Here is an 848-nt window from a genome sequence, read left to right as displayed (position 1 = left end):
GTAAGCGGTGCGGAGCACTTTCTGGCCCACAGTCGGGAAACCCTGACCTCTTTGGCTGCAGCGGCTTTGGCGGGAGGCTTTACCCAGGTGGGGCTTCTGCCCACCCCCCTTCCCGGAAGCGGCTTTTTTCCGGTGCTGGATCGCCCGGAGCACTTGAACCGCTACCCCCGCCAATTGGGGGATCCCCGCTGGCTGCCCTGGGCTGCCCTGAGCGTGGGTGGCCAAGGAGAAACTCCAACCCCCTGGGGAGAACTGGCGCAAGCGGGAGCAGTTGGCTTTGCAGAGGTTCAGCCACTGCGCTCCTTGGCTTTGGTGCGGCGGGCTCTGGAGTATTTGCGGCTGGAGAATAAACCCCTGCTGCTCTGGGCCTGGGATCCCACCTTGGCCGGGCAAGGTAGCCTCTACGAAGGGATCTGGGCGCTGCGCCTGGGGCTGAAAGGGATCCCTGCCAGTGCCGAAACTGCCGCTCTGGCCCGTCTCTTGGAGGTGATCAGGAGCGTTCCTTCCCCTCCGCCTGTGCATATTATGCGCCTGAGCCAAGCCCGCAGCCTGGAGCTGATCCAACAGGCCCAAGCCGAAGGACTGCCGGTTACCGCCAGTGCCACTTGGATGCACCTGATCTTGTCCGAAGAGGCCGTCCTTGAGCATCGCTACGATCCCCACCTTCGTCTCCTGCCCCCTCTTCCCAGCGCCGGCGACCGGGAGGCTCTGATCGCCGGGATCCGTTCCGGCAGCCTGGGGATCGCGACGGATCACCACCCCTACACCCATGAAGAGAAAACCCTGCCCTTTGCCGATGCCCCGCCGGGGGCGATGGGCCTGGAGCTGGCTCTGCCGCTGCTGTGGCA

General features: G+C 65.0%; 1 pseudogene. It reads left to right on the top strand.

Annotated features, from left to right (window positions below):
* A pseudogene (locus NW819_RS13025) lies at positions 1-848 on the top strand (dihydroorotase); the annotation flags it as partial.

It is taken from the genome of Synechococcus sp. R8-2 (assembly GCF_047461715.1).
In the GTDB taxonomy this organism is placed as follows: Bacteria; Cyanobacteriota; Cyanobacteriia; order Thermostichales; family Thermostichaceae; genus Thermostichus.
The sequence above is the reverse complement of the archived record's forward strand: the minus strand, read 5'-3'. Positions and strand labels throughout refer to the sequence as shown.